The sequence below is a fragment of the Pseudomonas sp. KBS0710 genome, assembly GCF_005938045.2.
Taxonomy (GTDB): domain Bacteria; phylum Pseudomonadota; class Gammaproteobacteria; order Pseudomonadales; family Pseudomonadaceae; genus Aquipseudomonas.
In genome coordinates, this window is sequence record NZ_VCCF02000001.1 from 1,021,384 (window position 1) to 1,046,686 (window position 25,303).

The window sequence follows — 25,303 nt, forward strand, 5'->3', positions numbered from 1 at the left end:
TATGGCCGCTTCTTTGCGCCCGACTGCCAGGAACACTCAAGTTGCCTATCGATTCACCGACCCTGATGAGCTACCACCGATGAGCTCCCGCCAGCTATGCCGCTGGCTGCTGTGCGGTGCGTTGCTGTGGGCCAATGTTCCCGCCTGGGGCGAGAGCTATGAGGCCCGGGATGAAAGCCTGCATACCTTTTTCAGTGCGTTGTCGCTTCCATTGGGGTTGCCCATCGTCGTCAGCCGCGAAGCGGCGCGTAGACGCATTTGCGGCACTTTCGATCTGGAGGCTGCGCAGCAGACCCTCGAGACAGTCGCCGAGCAGCAGGGCCTGATCTGGTACAGCGACGGGCAGGTGCTTTACCTGTATGACGCCAGCGAAGCAAAAAGCACAGCGGTCGCGCTGCGGCACATTTCGGTCGGCAGATTGCGTGGGTTCATGCGCCGTTCGGGGTTTGATGAATCACGTTATCCACTCAGAGAGAGCGGCGCGCGCACGTTCTATGTTTCCGGGCCACCTAATTATGTGGACCAGGTGCTGCACCTGGCTCAACTGATGGACAGGCCGCGCACCGAAGTGCGTGTCGGTAAACAGGCCTTCGGCTTGGTGCAGGTGTTCAACACCCATGTGGCTGACCGTCAGTACATCATGGGCGACGAAAAGGTCAATGTACCGGGCATGGCCACGATGATCGAGAACCTGCTGGCTATCGAGCAGAAGGATACCAAGCGGCGCCCCCCGGGTTTGCTGGCTGACAAGAGCCTATTGGTGATGGCCTACCCGGATTCCAACAGTTTATTGATCAAGGGCAAACCTGATCAGGTCAAGGTGATAGAGGAGCTGGTAGCGGAGTTGGACAAGCCCAAGCGGCCAATCGAAGTGGCGCTGTGGCAGATCGATGTAGACCGTAAGGAACTCGACAAGATGGGTGTGGCCTGGGCTCTGGAAACCGGCACCGGAGCCTCCATGACCCGCGTGCTGGAGCCCTTGGACGACAGCCGCTTGATGGCACAGTTCGGTGTTCTTGAGCGTCGACGCAAAGCCAGGGTCACCACGTTTCCCGTGCTGCTTACGCAAGAGAATGTTCCAGCGGTTTTCCAGGCCAACCAAACTTTTTACCTGCCCAAGCCTGGTGTCGACAGCGGCAAGTGGGAGCCGGTGGGGTATGGCACCGAAGCCAGCGTGCTACCACGCTTTGCGGCAGCGAATCAGATTGAAATGCAGCTGACCCTTGAGGATGGCCGTCAACTGGACAGCAAACTCAAGCCTGGCTCGGTTGGGGCAGTAGGGCGGCTGGGAATCAACACGGTGGTGCGCGTGCCTCTGGGCAGGCGGTTGTGGCTGGGTGGGTTTGAACGTGAGGGCGGCGTGGGTTCTGGTCGGCGCGCCGAGGTGCGGCTGTTTGTGATCCAGGCCCGGGCGGTCGGCGCAGAGTCGCGGATGCTGGCGGGTGCTATCGGGCCGCCGCCGCTGACGCAAAGCCAATATGAGCGTGTGCAGCGCGCATTTGTGCGCGAAAACCGCGAAGCCTCTGAAATTCAATAACTCTTTGAGCGCCTATCAACGGGTTTGTGGGTATGTGTTGCCTGGGATAGCCAAAAGTCCTACGTGATACGCACCCAAATCCTCGATTACATGGGTTTTTTCCTAACGTTGTTCAGAGCCCGACTTTCTATAGTCGCGGGGTTGTCGTATCGACCGTTTCTGGAAACAAGGGAATCAATGTCAGTAGATCAGGTACAGAGGTGAATATGACCCTCGAGAATGAAGGGCTGGCGGCCTCGTGGTTTTTTGCCGGATGGACCTTGTATGTTGATGGCCGGTTAACGGGTGAGGGTGTGGATATTCAGCTACCACCCAAGGAGTGGCAGGTGCTGCGGTTGTTGTTGGCATCCGGTGGTGTGCTGATGACCAAAGACCGTTTACTCGAGCAGGCCTGGTCCCGTGGCGAGGTTGCGGAGGAGTCGCTCACCCGTTGCATCTATGAATTGCGCAAGCATTTGAGGAAAGACAAAGGCTTTATCAAGACGATCTATGGCAAGGGGTATCGGTTTACCTGTGCCGTCACCGTTGGGCAACACATCCAACGACAGCCCGGGCAGGCGCGCGTCTGTTCGGCCTGTGGTCAGGTGAATCATGATTAAGCGTTTGCGCGACGGCTTGCTGCTGTGCCTGCTGATGGGCAGCTTCCCGGCCTGGGCCAACTGCTGGGAGGAGGTCGCCGGCCGGTATGACATCGAGCCGGAGCTGTTGCAGGCCATTGCGGTCGTGGAGTCGGGCGCACGCACTGGCGCGGTGAACGAGGCAAATAGCGATGGCTCGCGGGATATTGGCCTGATGCAGATCAATAGCATGCACTTGCCTCGCCTGGCCAAGCAGGGGATTACCGAGGAAAGGCTGCTGGCCGAGCCGTGTTTATCGATCGAAGTGGGCGCTTCGATTCTGGCCGACTTTATCCAGCGCTTCGGTTACAACTGGACAGCCGTGGGCTCCTATAATGCCGGGCCAGCGCCTGGGCGCGAGGCATTGCGCCTGCGTTATGCCGAAAAAATCTGGGCGCAGTATGAGGCGTTGGTTGCACAGCGCCCGTGATGATTGGGTGGCACGCCTCGCACCTGGCGTGCCACCCCGGCTATAATCGCGCCACCTTTCGCCGCCATCCGAGTCTAGCCCGCCCATGTATACCCTGGCCCGCCAGCTGTTGTTCAAACTCTCCCCGGAAACCTCCCACGACCTGTCCCTGGACTTGATTGGTGCCGGTGGCCGCCTGGGGCTCAATGGCCTGGTATACAAGGCGCCGGCAAAAATGCCAGTGTCGGTGATGGGGCTCGATTTCCCCAACCCGGTCGGGCTGGCTGCGGGTCTGGACAAGAACGGCGCGGCCATCGATGGTTTTGCGCAACTGGGTTTCGGCTTCGTCGAAATCGGCACCGTGACCCCACGGCCACAGCCGGGCAACCCGAAGCCGCGTATTTTCCGTTTGCCCGAAGCCGAGGCGATCATCAACCGCATGGGCTTCAACAACCTGGGTGTTGATCACTTGCTGTCGCGGGTTCAAGCCGCGAAATACAACGGCATTCTCGGCATCAATATCGGCAAGAACTTCGACACGCCGGTCGAGCGCGCGGTGGATGATTACCTGATCTGCCTGGACAAGGTCTACACCCACGCCAGCTACGTCACGGTCAACGTCAGTTCGCCCAACACACCGGGGCTGCGCAGCCTGCAGTTTGGTGATTCCCTCAAGCAATTGCTCGAAGCCTTGCGCCAACGTCAGGAAGACCTGGCCGTGCGCCATGGCAAGCGCGTGCCGTTGGCCATCAAGATTGCCCCGGACATGAGCGACGATGAAACCGTTTTGGTCGCCCAGGCCCTGGTGGATTCGGGTATGGACGCGGTGATCGCCACCAACACCACCTTAAGCCGCGTCGGCGTCGAAGGGCTGGCCCATGGTGACGAAGCGGGCGGCCTGTCGGGCGCGCCGGTGCGGGACCAGAGCACCCATATCGTCAAGGTACTCGCCGCTGAGCTGGCGGGGCGTTTGCCGATCATCGCCGTGGGCGGCATTACCGAAGGCAAGCACGCCGCCGAGAAAATCGCCGCCGGCGCAAGCCTGGTGCAACTCTATTCCGGCTTTATCTACAAAGGCCCGGCGTTGATTCGCGAGTCGGTGGATGCCATCGCGGCTTTGCGCTGATAGATCAGCCAATTTCCGAGCATTAAAAAGGGCTCCAAAAGGAGCCCCCTGGGCCGAAGCCCGCCGCCCGGATAGGACGTGCGTGGTTAAGTCGTTACAAAATCTTCAAGGTGGTTGTCGGATTAAGTGCCCTGTGTCAGCCGACGGCGTGAAGTTCGTTGAGTCTGTGGATTCCCGCAGTGCCAGTCATACCGTCCCAGTTGTCGCCGCGTCCTTCTCGCCAGCCGTTGATCCAGGCTTGGCGTACCGACGGTAGAGTAAATGGGCAAAGCTCACGGGATTTACCATGAACGCCATATTGATATCCGCGTAAAAATGCTCTTTCCAACGGATCACGCTTAAGTCTTCTCATAGGGTGTTTCCCTCACTTGTTGACTGTCTAGATATCCTTCGGCCCCGCTTGGGGCCGGGCAGGGTTTTCCTGCCGTTGGTGGGCTCGCTGCCGGCGTGGCGAGCCTATGTGTCGGCGTCGTTACGGCGCCAACCTGTGTTGAGTTCTAACCAATAGGTCACATGGATTCAATGATCGTTTTGTCATAAGCACGTAACGATAACGATGCTATAGCCATAAGCTGGGATGGCTTTTCGCCCCATTTATTAGGCAAACCCAGCTATGATGTGCCCTGCATAGAGGATGGGTTTAATCCTTTAGTGAGAATGCCCGCCCGTTGCAGTCGGTTATTATTCGACGAAGGGTCGGGATATTTCTTTTTGTTGCAAACATTTATTTATCTGCCCCGGCAATTAAGGCTCAAAAGCCCGGCAGCCGGGGTGGAACGGCACATTCGTGCCACGCGAGCACTCTTCAAGAAAAGTGCTTGATTAAAAACCGAGCCGGCGATGCGTCGCCCGTTCATTTATTGCTGAAAAGCCTGGAATGCCCCATGTCGGACCGTTTTGAACTCTTCCTCACCTGCCCCAAGGGCCTCGAAGGCCTGCTGATCGAGGAAGCCGTCGGGCTTGGCCTTGAGGAAGCCCGCGAGCACACCTCGGCCGTGCGCGGCATGGCCGACATGGAAACCGCCTACCGCCTGTGTCTCTGGTCGCGCCTGGCCAACCGCGTGCTGCTGGTGCTCAAGCGCTTCCCGATGAAGGACGCCGAAGACCTCTACCACGGCGTGCTGGATATCGAATGGGCCGACCACATGGTCCCGGACGGCACCCTGGCCGTTGAATTCAGTGGCCACGGCTCGGGCATCGACAACACCCACTTCGGCGCGCTGAAGGTCAAGGATGCGATTGTCGACAAGCTACGCACCCCGACCGGCGAACGTCCGTCCATCGACAAGATCAACCCGGACCTGCGCATTCACCTGCGCCTGGACCGTGGCGAAGCCATCCTTTCCCTTGACCTGTCCGGCCACAGCCTGCACCAGCGCGGTTATCGCTTGCAACAGGGCGCTGCACCTTTGAAGGAAAATCTCGCGGCCGCGATCCTGATTCGCTCTGGCTGGCCGCGCATTGCGGCCGAAGGCGGCGCGCTGACGGACCCGATGTGTGGCGTGGGCACCTTCCTGGTGGAAGGCGCAATGATCGCCGCCGACATGGCGCCTAACTTGAATCGTGAGCTGTGGGGCTTCACCACCTGGCTCGGTCACGTGCCTGCGCTGTGGAAAAAGCTGCACACCGAGGCCACGGAGCGTGCCGCCATCGGCATGAACAAACCGCCGTTGTGGGTACGTGGCTACGAAGCCGACCCGCGCTTGATCCAACCCGCGCGCAACAACATCGAGCGCGCAGGCCTGAGCCACTGGATCAAGGTGTATCAGGGCGAAGTCGGCACTTTCGAGCCGCGCCCGGACCAGAACCAGAAAGGCCTGGTGATCTGCAACCCACCGTACGGCGAGCGCCTGGGTGACGAAGCCAGTCTGTTGTACCTCTACCAGAACCTCGGCGAGCGTCTGCGCCAGGCGTGCATGGGCTGGGAAGCGGCGGTGTTCACCGGCGCGCCGGACCTGGGCAAACGCATGGGCATTCGCAGCCACAAACAGTATTCGTTCTGGAACGGTGCATTGCCGTGCAAATTGCTGCTGATCAAGGTCAACCCGGACCAGTTCGTCACCGGCGAGCGCCGTACCCCGGAACAGCGTCAGGCCGAACGTGAGCAAGCCGCTTACGATCAGGCCCCGACCGAGCCGGTCGAGCGCCAGTACAACAAGAACGGCAACCCGATCAAGCCGGCTCCAGCCCCGGTGGTTGAGCAGGCGCGCCTGAGCGAAGGCGGGCAGATGTTCGCCAACCGCTTGCAAAAGAACCTCAAGCAGCTGGGCAAATGGGCCAAGCGCGAAGGTGTGGACTGCTACCGTGTGTATGACGCCGATATGCCGGAATACTCCATGGCCATCGACCTCTATCACGATTGGGTACACGTGCAGGAATATGCCGCGCCGAAATCCATCGACCCGGAAAAGGCCTCGGCCCGTATGTTCGATGCGCTGGCGGCGATTCCCCAGGCACTGAACGTCGACAAGAGTCGCGTGGTGGTCAAACGTCGCGAACGTCAGAGCGGCACCAAGCAGTACGAACGTCAAAGCGCTCAAGGCAAGTTCACTGAGGTCAGCGAAGGCGGCGTGAAGCTGCTGGTCAACCTTACCGACTACCTGGACACCGGCCTGTTCCTCGACCACCGTCCGATGCGCATGCGTATCCAGAAGGAAGCGGCCGGCAAGCGCTTCCTCAACCTGTATTGCTACACCGCCACCGCCAGTGTGCATGCAGCCAAGGGCGGCGCGCGCAGCACCACCAGTGTCGATTTGTCCAAAACCTACCTGGACTGGGCACGTCGCAACTTCTCCCTCAACGGTTTCTCTGACAAGAACCGCCTGGAGCAGGGTGATGTGATGGCCTGGCTGGAAGCCTGCCGCGATGAGTTCGACCTGATCTTCATCGACCCGCCGACCTTCTCCAACTCCAAGCGCATGGAAGGCATCTTCGACGTGCAGCGTGACCACGTGCAGTTGCTCGACCTGGCCATGGCGCGCCTGGCCCCGGGCGGCGTGCTGTACTTCTCGAACAACTTCCGCAAGTTCGTGCTGGAGGACAACCTCAGCGAGCGCTACGCGGTCGAGGAAATCAGCGACAAAACCCTGGACCCGGACTTCGCCCGTAACGCGAAGATTCACCGGGCGTGGAAAATCACCGCGCGCTGATTGACACACTCAAGCTGCACCAAAAAGCCGCAGGCCCGGACTATTCCGGGCTTGCGGCTTTTTTGCACTGGTCAAACGCCGGCCTCATGGCTATAACTTAACGCCTAGCCAAAGTGACACCCCCCGCACGCTGGCGTTGTGAGTGTTGCCTATGCCGATGCAAGCCGTTCGCCCGAAAATACTAGGCTTTATCAGTGAGCAGGCGTCGGCTTGGCTGGTGGCATTGGTGGTGTTATTGGCAGGTGGCGCGCTGACGGGCATCGTCGCCTGGGCGGCCTCCGACCTCTATCAGCAGCAAGTGCGCCAGCGTTTCCAGTTGTTGGTCAACGAGCGCTACACCCGCCTTCAGGAGCGTTTTGAAGACCAGGAGCAACGCCTGGCCAGCCTGCAGCGCTTCTTCGTCAATTCCAGTGATGTGTCCCGCGCCGAGTTCGATGGTTTCGCCAAGCCTTTGCTTCTGCGCGCCCGCGCCTATGCCTGGGCGCCGCGTATATTTCGCGAACAGCGCAACGTTTTTGAACAGGAGATTTCGCGTCAGCGCGGCAGCCCTTTTGCCATTCGTGAGTTGAACGCGTCGGGTGAGCTGGCGCCTGCGCCTGAGCGCGACGAGTATGTGCCGGTGTTGTACAGCCAGACCCAAAGCCTGCTGGGGTCGCCCCTGGGATTTGATCTGTTGGCCCAGCCGCTGCGCCGTTCGGTGCTTGAACGGGTGCAAAAAAGCGGCCGGCCTGCGGTGTCCCAACCCATGCAACTAGTGGGCGTGGAGCCAGCTTATGCTGCCGGGGTTTTGCTGGTGGCACCCGTGAGCAAACCCGCCGACACCGAGCCCCATGGTTACGTGATGGCAGTGATCAGCATGCGCCAACTGGTTGCCGATGGCTTGCCCAAGCCCAACCGCGACAACCTGGTGATGCAGATCGTCGACACCTCCGACACGCAGCAGCGTGTGCTGTACGCGTCCAGCAACGCCGTAGGCGACAGCAGCCTTATCGCCACGCGCCGCCTCACCCTCGGCGACCATGTGTACGCCTTGAGCATTCGCGCCAGTCAGGTGTTCGACCAGGCCAATCACTCCTCGATGCACACCATCCTGGCCATGGGCTTGCTCCTCAGCCTGCTGCTCAGTGCGTTGCTGTATGTGTTGGTCAGCCAGCGCCAGCGCGCGCTCAAGCTGGTGGAACAGCGCACGCAGCAGTTGCACGTTAGGGAGCAGGAGTTGCGCGCCGCTCACGGACAATTGCGCAGTGTGCTGAACGCCGCCACCCATGTTGCGATCATTGCCACTGACCTGCGGGGTGTGATCAACACCTTCAATGCCGGTGCCGAGAAAATGCTCGGGTTCAAGTCCGAGGCGGTGGTGGGGCGGCTGACTCTGGAAAGCCTGCATCTGGCCCTGGAACTCGAAGCGCGCGCGGCCAGTTTGAGCGTGACCTTGGGCAAGCGTATTCCGGCGAGCCAGGCGATGCTGGTGGAAAGCCCGGACAATCTGCACGAGGCGCGCGAGTGGACATTACTGCGCGAGGATGGCAGCTACCTGACGGTGAATATGCTCACCACCGTGTTGCTGGACGACTATGGCTTGTGGATCGGGCACTTGGCGATCTACCTGGACGTGACCGAACAAAAACGCGCCTACGAGGCGTTGGCCGCGCGCGACCGCCTACTGAAAAAACTCAGTGCCCACGTGCCTGGCGGGATCTTTCAGTTCACCCTTGAACCCAAGGGCAAAGGGCGTTTCATCTATGCCAGCGACGGTATGCGCGATATCTATGAAATCGACATGGGCGTATTGCAGCAAGACGCGGACAAGGTGTTCGAACGCATTCATCCGCAAGACGTGGAGCGGGTGCGCCTGTCGATCCGGCTGTCGGCGCTGCAGTTGAGCCATTGGCGCGAAGAGTATCGGGTGGTGTTGCCGCAACGCGGCCTGCGCTGGATTCGCGGTGAGGCCACGCCGGAGGAGTTAACCGGCGGTGGCACCTTGTGGCACGGCTACGTGTCGGATATCTCCGATCTCAAGCGCGTCGAGGAGGAGCTACGTGCGCTGTCGATTACCGACTCGCTGACGGGCATTCATAACCGCCGTTATTTTCAGGATCGGCTCAAGGCCGAAATGCTCAGGCTCAACCGAACCACGGGCACGCTGTCGCTGATCATGCTCGATATTGATCACTTCAAGCGCATCAATGACCAGTACGGGCACGCCGTGGGCGATGGCGTGTTGCAGGAGGTGTGCAAGCGCATCGGCCAGCGCCTGCGGCGCACGGATGTGTTCTGCCGCTTGGGGGGCGAAGAGTTCGTGGTGCTGTGCCCGCATACCGATGCCCAGCAGGCGTACAGCCTGGCGATGGAGTTGTGGCAGTCGCTGCGCACCGAACCGATGGAGGTGGTGGGCGTTGTGACCGCCAGCTTTGGTGTGGCCAGCTGGCGCATTAATGAAGGAATTGACGGGCTGCTGCTGCGCGCGGACTCGGCGGTGTATGTGGCCAAACAGGCGGGCCGCGACCGCGTGGAAGCGGAACGCCTGCGCGCCTGAATGTGGGAGCTGTGTTGCCTTTAGAGCACTGGCGCTGCAGCTGTCAGCTTCGGCTGGCGATACAGGTCCAGCAGCACCTGATCGAGCACCGACGACGCACCCCATGGCTTCGAATCGTTGAGGATCGCCACCACTACCCAGGTGTTGCCGTTGTTGTCGCGGCTGAACCCGGCAATGGCGCGCACGGTATTCAAGGTGCCGGTCTTGACGTGAGCCTCGCCGCGCAGGGCCGTGGTTTTCAGGCGCTTGCGCATGGTGCCGTCAGTGCCGGCAATCGGCAGCGAGCTGATGTATTCCGCCGCATAGGGGCCTTTCCACGCGGCTTGCAGCATGGCCGCCATCTCGCGGGCGCTGACGCGTTCGGCGCGGGACAGGCCGGAGCCGTTTTCCATCACCAGGTGCGGCGCGGTGATGCCTTTTTTCGCCAGCCACTGGCGCACCACGCGTTGCGCGGCCTTGGCGTCGTCGCCATCGGCGTCGTTACGGAACTGCGCGCCCAGGCTCAGGAACAACTGCTGGGCCATGGTGTTGTTACTGTATTTGTTGATGTCGCGGATGATTTCCGCCAGGTCCGGCGAGAACGCACGGGCCAGCACTTTAGCGTCCTTGGGCACGGGCGCCTGGATATCACGGCCCTGGATGGTGCCGCCCAACTCCTGCCAGATCGCGCGCACGGCGCCGGCGGTGTAAGTGGCGTGGTCGAGCAGCGACAGGTAGGTCTGCGAGCTGCACCCATCGCCCAACTGGCCGCTGACGGTCACGGTGACGCTGCCATCGGCGGCGGTGACCGGGCTGTAGCGCACATCGCCGGTGCATTGCTTGGCGTTGGAGATTTTGACCTGGTTGTCGATGCGGATGCTTGCGATCGGCGGCTCGACCGACACGATCACTCGGCCAGCGTCATTGCGGGTGACAAAACGCAGGGCTTTGAGGTTGACCAGCAGGGCGTCGGGCTTGACCAGGAACGGCTTGTTCTCGTCGTTTCCGTCGTCATTGAATTCAGGCAATTGCGGCTGGTTGAAGAAGCTGCGGTCCAGCACCAGGTCGCCGGTGACTTGCTGTACGCCATTGGCACGCAGGTCGCGCATCAACAGCCAGAGTTTTTCCATGTTCAGCTTCGGGTCACCGCCACCCTTGAGGTAAAGGTTGCCGCGCAACACGCCACCGCTGAGGGTGCCGTCGGTGTAGAACTCGGTCTTCCACTGGTGGTTGGGGCCGAGCATTTCCAGGGCCGCGTAGGTGGTGACCAGCTTCATGGTAGACGCCGGGTTCACCGAAACGTCGGCATTGAACACGGTCGGCGTCCCAGGGCCGGTGAGAGGCAGCATCACCAGGGACAGCGAAGTATTGGGTATTTTGGCTTTCTGCAGCGCCTGCTGAACATTCGGCGGCAGAGTGTTGTTGATCGGCGCGGCGGTGACGGAAAAGGCCAGTGGTAGAAGAAAACCGGCAAGTAACACTGAACGAAAAGAATTGATCATAAGAAGTAGAACCCTACTGCTGAGAAGGGTGAAAAAGGCGAGGGGTATGGAAGAAAATCCCTCATTGGTCACGAAAGTGTCGGCATTATGCCCCAAGGTGCATCCAGTTGTAGCTGAACCATAGCCGGTATTAAGGGTTTTTTTGCAGACTAATAGCCGTCCGTCCCAGAGAGTCGGGCAAAGGTCGCCCTAAACTGCTAAAGTGCCGGCCGTTATTACTTAAGAGGATTGTTCCAATGGCGACTAACCGTTCCCAGCGTCTGCGCAAAAAACTGTGCGTTGATGAATTTCAAGAGCTGGGTTTCGAACTGAACCTGGACTTCAAAGAAGACCTGAGTGAAGAAGCTACCGATGCTTTCCTCGAAGCATTCATCAAAGAAGCCATGGAAGCCAACGGTCTGGGCTATGTCGGCGGCGATGACTTCGGTCTGGTTTGCCTGCAGAAGCGTGGCTCGGTCAACGAAGAGCAACGCGCAGCTGTTGAAAGCTGGCTCAAAGGCCGCAGCGAACTGAAAAGCGCTGAAGTCAGCCCACTGCTGGACGTGTGGTATCCGGAAAAGCCGATCAACGCGGCTAAGTGATACTAAAAAAAACGGCGACCCTCGGGTCGCCGTTTTTTTATGCCTTGCGCCAGTTCAGAATCAGCAGCGTCAGCACCCCCGCCACAATCCCCCAGAACGCCGAGCCGATGGAAAACAGCGTCAAGCCAGACGCGGTGACCATAAAGGTGATCAGCGCCGCTTCCCGCTCCTTGGGCTCATTCATGGCGATACTCAAGCCATTGATGATCGAGCCAAACAACGCCAGCGCTGCAATCGACAGCACCAGTTCTTTTGGCAGGGCTGCGAACAACGCTGCCAATGTGGCGCCAAATACCCCGGCGATTCCGTAGAAAATCCCGCACCAGACGGCCGCGGTGTAGCGCTTGTTGCGGTCTTCATGGGCATGTGGCCCGGTGCAGATCGCCGCGCTGATGGCTGCCAGGTTGATGCCGTGGGAGCCAAATGGCGCCAGCACCAGCGAGGCCAGGCCGGTGGCGGTGATCAGCGGCGAGGCGGGCACGGTGTAGCCGTCGGCGCGCAGCACGGCGACGCCGGGCATGTTCTGCGAGGTCATGGCCACCACGAACAACGGGATGCCGATGCTGATGGTCGCCAGCGAAAAGTGCGGCGTGGTCCACACCGGTGTGGCCACTTCCAGGTGAAAACCGCTGAAGTCCAGCAAGCCCATCAGCCCCGACAACAGAGTGCCGATCACCAGCGCAGCCAGTACGGCATAACGCGGTGACAAGCGCTTGATGATCAAGTAGGTGAAAAACATCCCCAGCACCAACCCGGTGCGATGTTGCGCGGCGACGAAAATCTCGCTGCCGATCTTGAACAGAATCCCCGCCAGCAGCGCCGCCGCCAATGAGGCGGGAATGCGCTTGACCAGTTTTTCAAAGCTGCCGGTCAGCCCGCAGAGCGTGACCAGCACGGCGCAGGTGATGTACGCGCCGATCGCCTCGCCGTAACTGACACCGCCCAGGCTGGTGATCAGCAGCGCTGCGCCGGGCGTGGACCAGGCAATGGTAATCGGTGTGCGATAGCGCAACGACAGGCCAATGCTGCACACCGCCATGCCGATGGAGATCGCCCAGATCCACGAAGAAATCTGCGCCGTGGTCAAGCCGGCGGCCTGGCCGGCCTGGAACATCAGCACCAGCGAGCTGGTGTAGCCGGTCATCATGGCGATGAAGCCGGCGACGACGGCCGACGCAGAAGTGTCGGCCAATGGGCGCAAGGGCGCTTGAGTGGCGTCGGTCATGGAGAGGTGTTCCTTTTACCTGGGAAAAAGCGAATTCAAGCCTAAACTCAAACGTAACCACTCATTGCAATACAGCCGCCGCCGCAAATAGCCGTACAGTGTGTTGGCGCACTGGGTTGTGTACAATGTGCCCTGTTTTTAGGTGATACTTGCCAGCGACACGCTGTTGACGTATTACCGTTAATTCGCCGCCGTTCTCTAAACCCGAGTGCCCATGAACGAACAGTTGCAACCTCTCAAGAAACAACCGCGAGCCGGCAAGGCTGGTCGCAGCGGAACCCAGGACGATATCGTCTATGCGCATATCTTCGAGGCCATCCTCGAGCAACGCCTGGCGCCCGGAACCAAATTGAGTGAAGAAGCACTGGGCGAAATCTTCGGCGTCAGCCGCACCATCATCCGCCGCGCGCTTTCGCGCCTGGCCCATGAAGGCGTGGTGCTGCTGCGGCCCAATCGTGGTGCGGTGGTGGCAAGCCCGAGTGTAGAAGAAGCCCGCCAGGTATTCCTTGCCCGGCGACTGGTGGAGCGAGCGATCACTGAGCTTGCTGTGCAACACGCCACCGCCGAGCAATTGGCCGAACTGCGCCAGATGGTCAACGATGAGCGCGACAGTTTCTCACGCGGCGATCGTGGTGCCGGTATCCGTCTTTCCGGCGAGTTCCACTTGAAGCTTGCCGAGGCGGCGAAGAATGCGCCGCTGATCAGCTTCCAGCGCAGCCTGGTGTCACAAACCTCGTTGATCATCGCCCAGTACGAAAGCGGCAACCGCTCGCACTGTTCCTACGATGAGCACACTCAACTGATCGATGCGATTGAAGCACGCGACGCGGCACTGGCAGTGAATTTGATGATGCACCACATGGATCACATCGACAGCAAGCTCAACCTCGACGAGGAAAGCGCGTCGGATGATTTGCACGCGGTGTTCTCGCATTTGTTGCAGACCAAGAAGCCAGGGCGTTCTTCGGTCAAACTGTAATTTTGCAGGTTCGCCTGGGACTAAAAATGTGGGAGCCAGCTCCCACATTTGTTTTGTGGTGTTGCTGAAATTAGCGCTGGTGCACCAACTGACCCGCTGCATACGTCTGCAACACCGTCCGGTCATCCCCCAGCGTCATCAACACAAACAACGTCTCGGCAATGTTATTGGCCTGCTTCAAGCGATAGCTGAGCAGCGGCGTTGCGTTGTAGTCCAGCACCAGAAAGTCCGCATCCGTGCCCGGCTGCAACGTTCCGATCTTGTCTTCCAGGCGCAGCGCCCGCGCACCGCCCAGCGTGGCCAGGTACAGCGACTTGAACGGGCTCAAGCGCGCACCCTGCAGTTGCATGACCTTGTAGGCTTCATTCAGGGTTTGCAGCAGCGAGAAGCTGGTGCCACCGCCCACGTCAGTGCCCAGGCCGACATTCAGCTTGTGCTTTTCGGCCATCGGCAAGTTGAACAAGCCACTGCCCAGGAAGAGGTTCGAGGTAGGGCAGAACGCCACGGCCGAACCCGTCTGCGCCAGGCGCGCGCACTCGTCATCACACAGGTGTACGCCGTGGGCGAACACAGAGCGCTCGCCCAGCAGCTTGTAATGGTCGTACACGTCCAGGTAGCCGTTGCGCTCCGGGAACAGCTCTTTTACCCACTCGACTTCCTGCTTGTTCTCACTGATGTGCGTCTGCATGTACAGGTCCGGGTATTCGCCCAGCAGTTGCCCGGCCAGCGCCAGTTGCTCCGGGGTGCTGGTCGGCGCAAAACGTGGCGTAACGGCATAGTGCAAACGGCCCCTGCCGTGCCAGCGTTCGATCAGCGCCTTGCTCTCCTGGTAGCTGGATTCGGCGGTGTCGGTCAGGTAGTCCGGCGCGTTGCGGTCCATCATCACCTTGCCGGCGATCATGCGCAGGTCGAGTTTCTCGGCGGCTTCAAAGAACGCATTCACCGACTGCGGGTGCACGCTGCCGAATACCAATGCGGTGGTGGTGCCGTTGCGCAGCAGTTCCTTGATGAAGATGTCCGCGACTTCCTCGGCGTGGGCCTTGTCGGCGAACTGGCTTTCACACGGGAAGGTGTAGGTGTTGAGCCAATCCAGCAACTGCTCGCCATAGGCACCGACCATGCCGGTTTGCGGCAGGTGGATATGGGTGTCGATCAAGCCGGGCGTGATCAGCGCATCCTGATAATGGGTCACGTCAATGTCGGCGGGCAGGGTTGGCAGCAAATCGCTGGCGTGGCCCAAGGCGCTGATTTGGCCGTTATCGATGACCAGCAGGCCGTCTTCGAAATACTCATAAGAGGCTTCGATCCCCACTTCAGCAGGGTCGGCGATGCTGTGCAAAATGGCGGCGCGGTAGGCTTTGCGAGTCAAAGGCATGGTGATCTCAATGGTTTAGATAGCTTGGCTGCGGCGCGAAACCGGCAGCAGTTTGGCAATAGGTTCGGCGCTCGCAGTGTGCTGGCCGAAATTCGCGTTATAGGTGGCGATGATTTCGCCGGCGATGGAGATGGCGATCTCCACCGGCAGTTTGCCCTTCACCTCGTTGAGGCCCATGGGGCAGCGCATGCGTTGCAGTTGCGCGGTGTCAAAGCCGCGATCACGCAGGCGGTGTTCGAACTTCACCCGTTTGGTCTTTGAACCAATCAGGCCGAAATAGGCAAAGTCATTGCGCTTGAGCAGCGCGGCCGTCAGTTCCAGGTCCAGCGCGTGATTGTGGGTCATCACGATGCAGTAACTGCCCACCGGCAGGTCGGCAATTTCGTCGACCGGCTCTTCGCTGACGATTTTACGCACGCCCTGGGGGATGTGTTCTGGAAACTCCTGATCACGCGAGTCAATCCAGCGCACCCGACACGGCAGGCTCGCCAGCAACGGCACCAGCGCGCGGCCGACATGGCCGGCGCCAAATACCGCGATCTGCGCCTGCACCTGGCCCATGGGTTCGAACAGCAACACCGTCACGCCGCCGCAGCACTGGCCCAGGCTGGCGCCGAGGCTGAAGCGCTCCAGGTGAGTGTTTTGCTGGCCGCGCACCAGCATGTCGCGGGCGATCTGCATGGCTTTGTATTCCAGGTGCCCGCCGCCGATGGTGTCGAAGGTGTGCGCGGCGCTGATCACCATTTTTGAGCCAGCGTTGCGCGGCGTGGAGCCGAGCTCTTCGATGATGGTCACCAGCACGCAGGGTTCACCCTGGTTCTGCAGGTCGGCGAGGGCGCTGATCCAGTTGTTCATAGTCACCTCCAGTCAGATCGTTCTCACGCAGAGCGTGGGAACGATCAAGCCAGTTCAGTCTCAACGGCTTTTGCAGTGCTCAACTGCCGCATCTGCTCACAGCCCCACAACACCCGCTCCGGCGTCGCCGGTGCATCAATCTTCGGTTGATGGCGATAGTCGCCCAGGCTCGCCACGGCATCCTTGAGCGCACACCACGAAGCAATCCCGAGCATGAACGGCGGCTCGCCCACGGCCTTGGAATGAAACACCGTGTCCTCCGGGTTCTTGCGGTTTTCCACCAGCTTCACGCGCAGATCCAGTGGCATGTCCGCCACGGCCGGGATCTTGTAGCTGGCCGGGCCGTTGGTCATCAGCTTGCCCTTGTTGTTCCACACCAGCTCTTCCATGGTCAGCCAGCCCATGCCCTGGATAAAGCCGCCTTCGACCTGGCCGATGTCGATGGCCGGGTTCAGCGAGGCGCCCACATCATGAAGGATGTCGGTGCGCAGCATCTTGTATTCGCCGGTCAGGGTGTCGACGATCACTTCGCAGCAGGCTGCGCCGAATGCGAAGTAGTAGAACGGCCGACCCCGCGCCTGGCTGCGGTCGTAAAAGATTTTCGGGGTCTTGTAAAAACCGGTGCTCGACAGTGAAACCTGGGCGAAATACGCCTGCTGGATCAGCGCCTCAAACGTCAGGATCTGATCGCGCACGCGCACGTGGCCATTGTGGAATTCCACGTCCGCTTCACTCACGTCGTACTTGCGCGCGGCAAATTCAACCAAGCGCTGCTTGATGGTTTCGGCAGCGTTCTGCGCAGCCTTGCCGTTCAGGTCGGCACCGCTGGAGGCGGCGGTCGGTGAGGTGTTGGGCACCTTGTCGGTGTTAGTGGCGGTGATTTGCACGCGGTCGATCTCGACCTGGAATATTTCAGCCACCACCTGCGCGACCTTGATGTTCAAGCCCTGGCCCATCTCGGTGCCGCCGTGGTTCAGGTGGATGCTGCCGTCGGTGTAAATGTGGATCAAGGCGCCTGCCTGGTTTAGAAAGCTGGCCGTGAACGAAATACCGAACTTCACCGGCGTCAGCGCCAGGCCTTTTTTCAGAATCGGGCTATGGGCGTTGTACAAGCGGATCGCTTCGCGGCGCTCGGCGTATTGGCTGCTGGCCTCAAGCTCGGCGGTCATCTCTTCGAGCATGTTGTGCTCGACGGTCTGGTAGTAGTGGGTGACGTTGCGCTCGGTCTTGCCGTAGTAATTGACCTTGCGCACCGCCAACGGGTCCAGCGCCAGATGGCGGGCGATGGCGTCCATTACCTCTTCGATGGCAACCATGCCTTGCGGGCCACCAAAGCCGCGATAAGCGGTGTTGGACGCGGTGTTGGTCTTGCAGCGATGGCCGTTGACGGTGGCGTCGCCCAGGTAATACGAGTTGTCGGAGTGGAACATGGCGCGGTCGACAATCGAGTTGGACAGGTCCGGCGAACAGCCGCAGTTACCCGCCAGGTCCAGATTGATGCCGTGCAGGCGGCCGTTGTCGTCAAAACCCACGTCGTATTCGATATAGAACGGGTGGCGCTTGCCGGTCATCAGCATGTCCTCGACGCGCGGCAGGCGCATCTTGGTCGGCTGGCCGGTCAGGCGTGCGACTACTGCGCACAGGCACGCGGGGCTGGCGGCCTGGGTTTCCTTGCCGCCAAAACCACCGCCCATGCGGCGCATATCGACGACGATTTTATTCATCGACACGTCGAGCACTTCCGCCACCAGTTTTTGCACTTCGGTGGGGTTTTGCGTGGAGCAGTAGACAATCATGCCGCCGTCTTCGGTGGGCATTACCGAGGAGATCTGGGTTTCCAGGTAGAAGTGTTCCTGGCCGCCGATATGCAGGGTGCCCTGGATACGGTTTTTCGCGGTGGCCAGCGCACCGGCGGAATCACCGCGCTGGTGGGTGTGGCTGTCGAGCACAAAGTGTTTGTTGCGAAAGGCCTCGACCACGTCCAGCACCGGCTCCAGGTCTTCGTATTCGATCACCGCCGCCATGGCCGCTTTGCGTGCGGTTTCCAGGTCGTGGGCGGCCACGGCCAGCACTACCTGGCCGACAAACTGCACGGTGTCGATGGCCAGCAACGGGTCGCCGGGCATCAGCGGGCCGATGTCTTTAAGGCCCGGCACGTCTTCGTGGGTGATGGCGATGCGCACGCCGTCAAAGGCGTAGCAGGGCGCGGTGTCGATGCTGATGATGCGCGCATGGGCGCGGTCGGACATGCGCGCATACAGGTGCAACTGGTTAGGAAATTCCAGGCGATCATCGATGTACTGCGCTTCACCGCTGACGTGCTTGGCGGCGCTGTCATGCTTGACGCTGCGGCCGACCCCGGAAGTCAGGTCCTGGGCAAACAGCTCGGCGAGTTCGGCCTGGGTTTTAACGACGGCGTGATGGTTAGACATAAGCGGTCACCCGAGTCTCGATGTGCGGTGTTTGCAATTCGATGAAGTATTTGCGCAGCAGGTTCTGCGCGCTGAGCAGGCGATATTCCTTGCTGGCGCGGAAGTCCGACAGCGGGGTGAAATCCTGGGCGAGGGCGGCGCAGGCTTTCTCCACCGTGGCGGCGTTCCAGGTGGCGCCGACCAGTACGGCTTCGCAGCTTTTCGCGCGTTTGGGCGTGGCAGCCATGCCACCGAACGCCACCCGGGCGTCGCTGATCACGCCGTTGTCGATCTTCAGGTTGAAGGCCGCGCACACGGCGGAAATATCATCGTCCAGGCGCTTGGAAACCTTGTAGGCCCGAAACAGCGCGTGGCCCTTGGGCACGATGATCTTCTCGATAAACTCGCTGTCCTGACGGGCAGTGACGCGGTAGTCGATGAAGTAATCTTCCAACGCCAAGGTGCGACGGGTGTCGCCCTTGCACAGCACGATCTGCGCGCCGAGAGCGATCAACAGTGGCGGCGAATCGCCGATGGGCGAGGCATTGCCGATATTACCGCCCAGGGTGCCCTGGTTGCGGATCTGCAGCGAGGCGAAGCGGTGCAGCAAGTCGCCGAAGTCCGGGTACTCGTGGTGCAGTGCGCTGTAGCAATCGGACAGCGGTGTGGCCGCGCCGATTTCCAGGCGGTCGTCGAACGACTCGATGCGCTTCATCTCTTCAATGTTGCCGACGTAGATCATCACTGGCAGCACGCGGTGAAACTGCGTGACTTCCAGCGCCAGATCAGTGCCACCGGCCAACAGGCGCGCCTGCGGGTAGGCGTCGTAGAGGTCGGCCAGATCGGCCACGGTGAGCGGCACCAGGCAGCGTTTGTCGCCGCTGTTGAGTTCACCGGTTTGCGTGGGCGCGATGGCTTTGAGGCGGGCGATGGTCTCGGCCTGGCGGCTGTCGAACTGATCCATCGGCTTGTTGCAGCAGGCCTGTTCGGCGGCGGCCAGAATCGGGCGGTAACCGGTGCAACGGCACAGGTTGCCGGCCAGCGCTTCATGGGCTTTTTGGCTGTCGGGGGCGTCGCTGTTCTTTTGCAGGGCGAACAGCGACATCACAAAGCCTGGGGTGCAAAAGCCGCATTGCGAGCCGTGGCACTCGACCATGGCTTGCTGCACGCTGTGCAGTTGGCCTTGATGCTTGAGGTCTTCGACGCTGATCAGCTGTTTGCCGTGCAATGACGACACAAAGGTCAGGCAGGAATTGAGGCTGCGATAGCGAATCTGCTCGGCGCCTTGATCATCGGTGTGCAATTCGCCGACCACCACGGTGCATGCACCGCAATCGCCGCTGGCGCAGCCTTCCTTGGTACCGGATTTGCCCAAATGCTCGCGCAAATAGTTGAGCACGGTCAGGTTGGGGTCCAGGGCGTGCTCACTACGGAGTTCCTGGTTAAGTAAAAACTGGATCACGGAAGGCCTCGCAGACTCATTATTGTTGTTAACCGCTTTGCGCCGAATCTAGTCATGTCTGACTTTACGGTCAACGATTTTCTGACCTAAAGGTCAAGAAATTGCGATCACAACCCTTTCAATTATGGTTCAGTCTTCTGGAACCGGTGTTTTTGCTGGCTTTTGGCTTTTCACCGTTGCTTATTTCATGCCAAATTCGCCCCGGTGGGCGTAGCGCCATCAGCCAGCCAATGCGCTACACTGCCGCGCTTGTACCGATAGAAGATTTTGAAGGGAAAACATGACGTTCAAGGCGCCGGACAGTCTCGCCGAGCAAATTGCTCACCACCTCGCCGAACGTATCATTCGCGGCGAACTCAAGCCTGGGGAGCGGATCCAGGAACAGAAAGTCACGCTGGCACTCAATGTCAGCCGTGGCTCCGTGCGTGAAGCTTTGTTGATCCTCGAGCGTCGCCACCTGATCGCGATCCTGCCGCGCCGTGGCGCCCACGTCACCGAACTCACCGCGCACAAGGTGCAGAGCCTGTGCACGCTGATGGGCGAGTTGTACATATTGCTCGGCAATTCGGTGGCCGAGGGTTGGAAGGTCCAGGCCGACATGGCGCCGTTCCTGCAGATCCAGCAACGCCTGATGACCAGTTTCGAGCGTGAGGACGTGCGTGCCTTCGTCGAAGAAAGCTTCAGTGTGATGCGCGCCGCGTACCCCTTCGCCAACAACCCGTACTTGCAGGAAACCGTCGAAAACCTGCAGCCGGCGATGAACCGTGCCTATTACCTGGCCCTGGACCAGCGCAAGGCGGAGATGAGTGAGTACCTGACGCTGTTCGAGCAACTGCTCGCGGCGGTGCTCGCCCGTGACCTGCCGCAGATCCGCCAAGTGCTGTCGGCCTACTGCGAGCGCAGCAGCTCGCTGGTCATCGCTGCGCTGGCGGACGCCTAAACGTGAGGCTCAAGTGCATCAAACTGGCGGGGTTCAAATCTTTCGTCGACCCGACCACGGTGAACTTCCCCAGTAACATGGCGGCGGTGGTCGGGCCCAATGGTTGCGGCAAGTCGAATATCATCGACGCCGTACGTTGGGTGATGGGCGAGAGCTCGGCAAAAAACCTGCGTGGCGAGTCGATGACCGACGTCATCTTCAACGGCTCCACCAGCCGCAAGCCGGTGAGCCAGGCCAGCATCGAACTGGTGTTCGATAACTCCGACGGCACTTTGGTTGGCGAATACGCGGCCTACGCGGAAATCTCGATTCGCCGCAAAGTCACGCGCGACAGCCAGAACAGCTACTTCCTCAACGGCACCAAGTGCCGTCGACGCGATATCACCGACATTTTCCTCGGCACAGGCTTAGGTCCGCGCAGCTACTCGATCATCGAGCAGGGCATGATCTCCAAGCTGATCGAAGCCAAGCCCGAAGACCTGCGCAACTTTATCGAAGAAGCCGCCGGCATCTCCAAGTACAAGGAGCGCCGCCGCGAGACCGAAAACCGTATCCGCCGTACCCACGAAAACCTTGCCCGCCTGACCGACCTGCGCGAAGAGCTGGAGCGTCAACTTGAGCGCCTGCATCGCCAGGCCCAGGCGGCCGAGAAGTACCAAGAATACAAGGGCGAGGAGCGTCAGCTCAAGGCGCAGCTCTCGGCCCTGCGCTGGCAGGCGCTGAATGATCAGGTCGGCCAGCGCGAAGCGATCATCGGCACCCAGGAAATCAGCTTTGAAGCGCTGGTGGCCGAGCAACGTAACGCCGACGCCAGCATCGAGCGCTTGCGTGACGGTCACCATGACCTGTCCGAGCGCTTCAATCTGGTGCAGGGGCGTTTCTACTCGGTGGGCGGCGATATTGCCCGGGTCGAGCAGAGCATCCAGCACGGCCAGCAGCGCCTGCGCCAGTTGCAGGATGACTTGAAGGAAGCCGAACGTGCGCGCCTGGAGACCGAGTCGCACCTGGGCCATGACCGCACCTTGCTGCTGACGCTGGGCGAAGAGCTGGACATGCTCACGCCCGAGCAGGAAATCACCAGCGCTGCCGCCGAAGAGGCCGCCGCCGCCCTGGAAGAAGCCGAAACCACCATGCACGGCTGGCAGGAACAGTGGGATGCTTTCAACCTGCAATCCGCCGAGCCGCGCCGCCAGGCTGAGGTGCAGCAATCGCGCATCCAGCAACTGGAAACCAGCATGGAGCGCCTGGCCGAGCGCCAGCGCCGCATGCAGGAGGAGCGTGCGTTGCTCGCCGCCGACCCGGAAGACGCGGCGATCATGGCGCTGAGCGAGCAACTGGCCGAAAGCGAAATGACCCTGGAAGAACTCGAAGCCAGCGAAGAACAACAAGTGGAGCGCCTGGAGCAATTGCGTCAGCAACTGCAACAGGCGACCCAGGCCCAGCAGCAGGCCCAGGGCGATTTGCAGCGGCTCAACGGGCGCTTGGCCTCGCTTGAGGCCTTGCAGCAAGCCGCGCTGGACCCGGGCACCGGCACCGCCGAATGGCTGCGTGACCAGCACCTGGCCGAGCGCCCGCGCCTGGCCGAAGGCTTAAAAGTTGAAGCGGGTTGGGAGCTGGCGGTCGAAACCGTGTTGGGCGCCGACCTGCAAGCCGTACTGGTGGACGATTTTGGCGGTTTCGACCTGGCCGGCTTTGCCCAGGGCGATTTGCGTTTGCTCAGCCCCGCAGCCGATGGCACGCGAGTGCCCGGCAGTTTGCTCGACAAGGTGGAGGCGGCGATTGATCTGTCGCCATGGCTGGGCCAGGTCAAACCGGTTGAATCATTGGAGCAGGCCCTGGCCCAGCGCGGCCAATTGGGCACCGGCGAAAGCCTGATCAGCCGAGACGGTTATTGGGTGGGCCGGCATTTCCTGCGCGTGCGTCGCGCCAGTGAGGCCGAGAGCGGCGTATTGGCCCGAGGCCAGGAAATCGTCAACCTGAGCGCCGAACGCGAAGAGCGCGAGGCCACCCTCGAAAGCCTCGAAACCGAACTGCAAACCCTGCGTGCCACTCAGCGCCAGCAAGAGACCGGCCGCGAACACCTGCGCCGCCTCTTGCAGGACGAAGCGCGCCAGCAAGGCGAATTGAAAGCCCAGCTGTCGGCGAGCAAGGCCAAGGCCGAGCAATTGACCCTGCGCCGTACCCGCCTCGACGAAGAAGTGGCGGAGATGGGCGAGCAGCGCGCCCTCGAACACGAACAAATCGGCGAGGCGCGCCTGCACTTGCAGGAAGCCCTCGACAGCATGGCGCTGGATACCGAGCAGCGCGAACTGCTGCTGGCCCAGCGCGACAGCCTGCGCGAACGCCTCGACCGCGTGCGCCAGGAAGCGCGTCAGCACAAAGACCACGCCCACCAATTGGCCGTGCGCCTGGGCTCGTTGCAGGCCCAGCACACCTCCACGCGCCAGGCCCTTGAGCGCTTGGAGATGCAGTCCGAACGCCTCACCGAAAAGCGCGAGCAACTGAGCCTCAACCTGGAGGAGGGCGAAGCGCCGCTGGAAGAATTGCGCCTCAAGCTCGAAGAGTTGCTCGACAAGCGCATGACCGTCGACGAAGAACTCAAGACCGCGCAGATCGCCCTGGAAGACGCCGACCGCGAACTGCGCGACGCCGAGAAGCGCCGGACCCAGGCCGAACAGCAGTCCCAACTGATTCGCGGCCAGCTCGAACAGCAACGCATGGAATGGCAAGCCCTGACCGTGCGCCGCAAGACCCTGCAAGATCAGTTGCTCGAAGACGGCTACGACCTGCACGGCGTGCTCACTACCTTGACCGCCCAGGCCAACGAAAAAGACGCCGAAGAAGAACTTGAGCGCATCGCCGCGCGTATCCAGCGCCTCGGCGCGATCAACCTGGCGGCCATCGACGAATACCAGCAGCAGTCCGAACGCAAACGTTATCTGGATGCCCAGGATGCCGACCTGGTCGAAGCGTTGGACACCCTGGAGAACGTGATTCGCAAGATCGACAAGGAAACCCGTAATCGCTTCAAAGATACCTTTGATCAGATTAATGGCGGTTTACAGGCGTTATTCCCGAAAGTTTTCGGTGGAGGCAGCGCCTACTTGGAACTGACGGGCGAAGATCTACTCGATACAGGGGTGACGATCATGGCGCGCCCGCCCGGCAAGAAGAACAGCACCATCCATTTGTTGTCCGGTGGCGAAAAGGCCCTGACCGCATTGGCGCTGGTATTTGCGATCTTCAAGTTGAACCCTGCGCCGTTTTGCATGCTCGACGAAGTTGACGCGCCGCTGGATGACGCTAACGTTGGACGCTACGCTCGGTTGGTTAAAGAGATGTCCCAGACCGTGCAGTTCATCTATATCACCCACAACAAGATCGCCATGGAAATGGCCGATCAGTTGATGGGCGTGACGATGCATGAGCCGGGGTGTTCGCGATTGGTGGCGGTGGATGTCGAAGAAGCGATGGCGATGGTTGAATCCTGAGACGGGCTTGGAAAGGATTTTGGTAGGGCGATGTAAGGCGATTTACCGGTCTGGCAAAAGTGGCAAATGGACATATTTGTTCAAGGCATTTTGACAGACGGTGTAAAGTTATCTTTGGTCGTGCTAGTTTAATGTCAAATTTTCGTATGCGTGGGCAAAACGTCAGTCAGAACATAGAGTTGGCGCCACGTTTTAAAGCGGTTTGGATGTTGCTAAACCCCTTATTTTTCAGCATTTTTTATTAGAGGCACGGGATTACATGGAAATCGGTCTGCGCGAGTGGCTGATCGTCATCGGCATTATTGTCATTGCCGGTATTCTTTTTGATGGCTGGCGCCGCATGCGCGGTGGCAAGGGCAAGCTCAAATTCCGTCTGGACCGCAACCTGTCCAACTTGCCCGACGACGACGGCAGCGCCGAGCTGCTGGGGCCGCCCCGTGTGCTGGACAACCATAAAGAACCGCAACTGGACGAGCATGACTTGCCGTCGATGAGTGCGCCGGTGCGAGAAGCCCGCGAGCCGTCGTCCAAGCGTGGCAAGCGTGCGAGTGCCGCCGTGGCCGAGCCACATCAGGGCGACCTGAACCTCGACGTGGATGAAGGCCCGAGCTTCAGCAGCCGCGACGACGATTTCCCGGATGAAAATATCGGCAAGGCTTCCAGCGCACCGCGCCAATCGGTCAACGACCAGCCGGCTGCCGAAGAAGTCTTGGTGATCAGCGTGATCTGCCGCGACGCCGCCGGCTTCAAAGGCCCGGCGCTGTTGCAGAACATCCTCGAAAGCGGCCTGCGTTTTGGCGAGATGGATATTTTCCACCGTCACGAAAGCATGGCCGGCAACGGTGAAGTGCTGTTCTCCATGGCCAACGCGGTCAAGCCGGGCACCTTCGACCTTGACGATATCGACCTGTTCAGCACCCCGGCGGTGAGCTTCTTCCTCGGTTTGCCAGGCCCGCGTCACCCGAAACAAGCGTTCGACGTGATGGTGGCGGCAGCACGCAAACTGTCCCAGGAACTCAACGGCGAGCTCAAGGACGACCAGCGCAGCGTGCTCACTGCGCAGACCATCGAGCATTACCGTCAGCGCATCGTCGAGTTCGAGCGTCGCGCCCTGACACAGAAACGCTGA

At 60.5% G+C, this 25,303-nt stretch carries 18 protein-coding genes; 11 read left to right on the plus strand and 7 right to left on the minus strand.

What is annotated here, in order from left to right:
* Positions 1-79 precede the first annotated feature (79 nt).
* The 4 genes from sctC (at position 80) to FFI16_RS04880 (ending at position 3,689) form a co-directional block, all read left to right on the plus strand.
* On the plus strand, positions 80-1,537 hold the full coding sequence (gene sctC / locus FFI16_RS04865; protein ID WP_138814354.1) for a type III secretion system outer membrane ring subunit SctC: 1,458 nt from the start codon (positions 80-82) through the stop codon (positions 1,535-1,537).
* Between the two features lie 206 nt (positions 1,538-1,743).
* Complete coding sequence (locus tag FFI16_RS04870) at positions 1,744-2,136, plus strand: winged helix-turn-helix domain-containing protein (protein WP_138814355.1); 393 nt, start codon at positions 1,744-1,746, stop codon at positions 2,134-2,136.
* Positions 2,129-2,584 (plus strand): transglycosylase SLT domain-containing protein, encoded by a 456-nt coding sequence (locus FFI16_RS04875; protein ID WP_138814356.1) that lies wholly within the window; start codon positions 2,129-2,131, stop codon positions 2,582-2,584. Before FFI16_RS04870 ends, FFI16_RS04875 begins: the two co-directional genes overlap by 8 nt.
* Before the next feature lie 85 nt (positions 2,585-2,669).
* Entirely contained in the window at positions 2,670-3,689 is a 1,020-nt protein-coding gene (locus FFI16_RS04880; RefSeq protein WP_138814357.1) for a quinone-dependent dihydroorotate dehydrogenase, read from the plus strand.
* A 136-nt stretch (positions 3,690-3,825) separates the two neighbouring features.
* Here the strand turns inward: FFI16_RS04880 and rmf are convergent, their stop codons facing one another.
* A complete protein-coding gene (gene rmf, locus FFI16_RS04885) occupies positions 3,826-4,041 on the minus strand; it encodes a ribosome modulation factor (RefSeq protein ID WP_002553055.1) in 216 nt (71 codons plus the stop codon).
* Positions 4,042-4,573: 532 nt separating this feature from the next.
* On the opposite strand from rmf, the gene rlmKL reads away from it, so the two are divergent.
* Entirely contained in the window at positions 4,574-6,838 is a 2,265-nt protein-coding gene (rlmKL, locus tag FFI16_RS04890) for a bifunctional 23S rRNA (guanine(2069)-N(7))-methyltransferase RlmK/23S rRNA (guanine(2445)-N(2))-methyltransferase RlmL (RefSeq protein WP_138814358.1), read from the plus strand.
* Between the two features lie 151 nt (positions 6,839-6,989).
* Positions 6,990-9,374: a diguanylate cyclase gene (locus tag FFI16_RS04895; protein WP_138814359.1), complete on the plus strand. Its 2,385-nt coding sequence runs from the start codon at positions 6,990-6,992 to the stop codon at positions 9,372-9,374.
* Positions 9,375-9,394: 20 nt separating this feature from the next.
* Here FFI16_RS04895 and dacB read toward each other — a convergent pair whose 3' ends face one another.
* The gene (dacB, locus tag FFI16_RS04900; protein WP_138814360.1) at positions 9,395-10,855 is read right to left on the minus strand and encodes a D-alanyl-D-alanine carboxypeptidase/D-alanyl-D-alanine-endopeptidase; all 1,461 of its coding nucleotides are present in this window, start codon (positions 10,853-10,855) and stop codon (positions 9,395-9,397) included.
* Positions 10,856-11,091: 236 nt separating this feature from the next.
* Between dacB and FFI16_RS04905 the strand changes: the two genes are divergently transcribed.
* Positions 11,092-11,436 (plus strand): YggL family protein, encoded by a 345-nt coding sequence (locus FFI16_RS04905; protein ID WP_017134776.1) that lies wholly within the window; start codon positions 11,092-11,094, stop codon positions 11,434-11,436.
* A 37-nt stretch (positions 11,437-11,473) separates the two neighbouring features.
* On the opposite strand, the gene FFI16_RS04910 is transcribed toward FFI16_RS04905, so the two are convergent.
* Positions 11,474-12,661: a benzoate/H(+) symporter BenE family transporter gene (locus FFI16_RS04910; protein WP_138814361.1), complete on the minus strand. Its 1,188-nt coding sequence runs from the start codon at positions 12,659-12,661 to the stop codon at positions 11,474-11,476.
* A 214-nt stretch (positions 12,662-12,875) separates the two neighbouring features.
* On the opposite strand from FFI16_RS04910, the gene FFI16_RS04915 reads away from it, so the two are divergent.
* Positions 12,876-13,640, plus strand: coding sequence for a GntR family transcriptional regulator (locus FFI16_RS04915; RefSeq protein WP_003175499.1), 765 nt, complete (start codon positions 12,876-12,878; stop codon positions 13,638-13,640).
* 70 nt (positions 13,641-13,710) lie between these two features.
* Here FFI16_RS04915 and guaD read toward each other — a convergent pair whose 3' ends face one another.
* From guaD to xdhA, 4 genes are read right to left on the minus strand one after another with little or no spacing between them, the layout of a single operon-like run.
* A complete protein-coding gene (gene guaD, locus FFI16_RS04920; RefSeq protein ID WP_138814362.1) occupies positions 13,711-15,015 on the minus strand; it encodes a guanine deaminase in 1,305 nt (434 codons plus the stop codon).
* Positions 15,016-15,030: 15 nt separating this feature from the next.
* Entirely contained in the window at positions 15,031-15,870 is an 840-nt protein-coding gene (gene xdhC / locus FFI16_RS04925) for a xanthine dehydrogenase accessory protein XdhC (protein WP_138814363.1), read from the minus strand.
* Between the two features lie 44 nt (positions 15,871-15,914).
* Entirely contained in the window at positions 15,915-18,302 is a 2,388-nt protein-coding gene (gene xdhB, locus FFI16_RS04930; protein WP_138814364.1) for a xanthine dehydrogenase molybdopterin binding subunit, read from the minus strand.
* Positions 18,295-19,743 (minus strand): xanthine dehydrogenase small subunit, encoded by a 1,449-nt coding sequence (gene xdhA, locus FFI16_RS04935; RefSeq protein WP_138814365.1) that lies wholly within the window; start codon positions 19,741-19,743, stop codon positions 18,295-18,297. The genes xdhB and xdhA overlap by 8 nt, the downstream gene beginning before the upstream one ends.
* 280 nt (positions 19,744-20,023) lie before the next feature.
* Between xdhA and FFI16_RS04940 the strand changes: the two genes are divergently transcribed.
* The 3 genes from FFI16_RS04940 (at position 20,024) to zipA (ending at position 25,303) form a co-directional block, all read left to right on the plus strand.
* Complete coding sequence (locus tag FFI16_RS04940; protein ID WP_138814366.1) at positions 20,024-20,683, plus strand: GntR family transcriptional regulator; 660 nt, start codon at positions 20,024-20,026, stop codon at positions 20,681-20,683.
* A 2-nt stretch (positions 20,684-20,685) separates the two neighbouring features.
* Positions 20,686-24,174: a chromosome segregation protein SMC gene (smc, locus tag FFI16_RS04945; protein ID WP_138814367.1), complete on the plus strand. Its 3,489-nt coding sequence runs from the start codon at positions 20,686-20,688 to the stop codon at positions 24,172-24,174.
* Between the two features lie 259 nt (positions 24,175-24,433).
* Positions 24,434-25,303, plus strand: coding sequence for a cell division protein ZipA (zipA, locus tag FFI16_RS04950; RefSeq protein ID WP_017134785.1), 870 nt, complete (start codon positions 24,434-24,436; stop codon positions 25,301-25,303).